This window comes from Kitasatospora sp. NPDC087315 (genome assembly GCF_044744345.1).
Lineage (GTDB): Bacteria > Actinomycetota > Actinomycetes > Streptomycetales > Streptomycetaceae > Kitasatospora.
The window spans coordinates 1-1,103 of sequence record NZ_JBIUYD010000065.1 but is presented as its reverse complement, the minus strand read 5'-3'; the positions used below and the strand labels follow the sequence as shown (position 1 = coordinate 1,103).

The 1,103-nt window shown below is 67.9% G+C and carries 1 pseudogene; it reads left to right on the top strand.

Annotation, left to right across the window (positions count from 1 at the left end):
- Positions 1-77 precede the first annotated feature (77 nt).
- Positions 78-1,081 (top strand): annotated as a pseudogene (locus ACIO5D_RS38490) (IS5 family transposase).
- Positions 1,082-1,103: the final 22 nt, after the last annotated feature.

Genomic DNA, 1,103 nt, shown 5'->3' with positions numbered 1-1,103 from the left:
CTAGGGCCTGTGTGATGTCGTGATCAATATTGCGGTTCCGTGCCCACCCGAAGGCGGAATCCGGTAGGACGCTGTGTGTGACGCGTAGGCAACTCACGGACGAGCAGTGGACGTTCATCGAGCCGTACTTGCCGATCGGCGAGTACGGCCCGTACCCCGAGAGGCTGCGGGATCAGCTCGAGGGAGTGATCTGGCGGTTCCGCTCCGGTGCCCAGTGGCGGGAGATGCCCTCCGAGTTCGGTCCCTGGCCGACCGTCTACGGTCGCTTCCGGGCCTGGAGGGACGCCGGTGTCTTCGAAGCCCTGCTGGAGGGGCTGATCGCGGAGGCCGCGAAGCGCGGTGAGGTGGACTTGTCCCTGGTCAGCGTGGACTCCACCACTGTCCGCGCCCACCACGACGCTGCCGGGATGCACCTGGACCCCGACGCTCTGGCCGCCCTGGAGAAAGCCACCGACGAGGCGGAGAAGGCCCGCCCAAAGGGGGCGGCCCAGAAGAACAAGACGGGCAAGACGCTGCAGACGACCCGGATCGGGAAGAACGGCGACGAATCCGGCGCCGGCGCAGGCTCCGGCTGAAAGCCGCCCTGCTCGGACGCTCCAGGGGCGGGCAGACCAGCAAGGTCCATTGCGCCGGCGACCGGAAGTGCCGCCCGCTGGCGTTCGTCCTGACCGAGGGACAGGCTGCAGACAGCCCGCAGTTCATCCCCGTGCTGAAGAAGGTACGGGTCCGCGGGCCCGTCGGCCGTCCCCGCACCCGGCCGGACGCGGTCGCCGGGGACAAGGCCTACTCGTCCCGCGGCAACCGCGCCCACCTGCGCGGTCGCCGTATCAAGGCGGTCATCCCTGAGAAGAAGGACCAGGCCGCCAACCGGAAGAAGAAGGGCAGCAAGGGCGGTAGGCCCGTCAGCCACGACGCCGACCTCTACAAGGACCGGAACACCGTCGAGCGCCTGATCAACAAGCTGAAGGCCTGGCGAGGCATCGCGACCCGGTACGACAAGACCCCCGCGAGCTACCTCGCCGGCCTCCACCTCCGCGCCTCGATGATCTGGATCAAAGACCTCACCCAGACTGCCCTTTGATCACAACCCGATACGGTCCCTA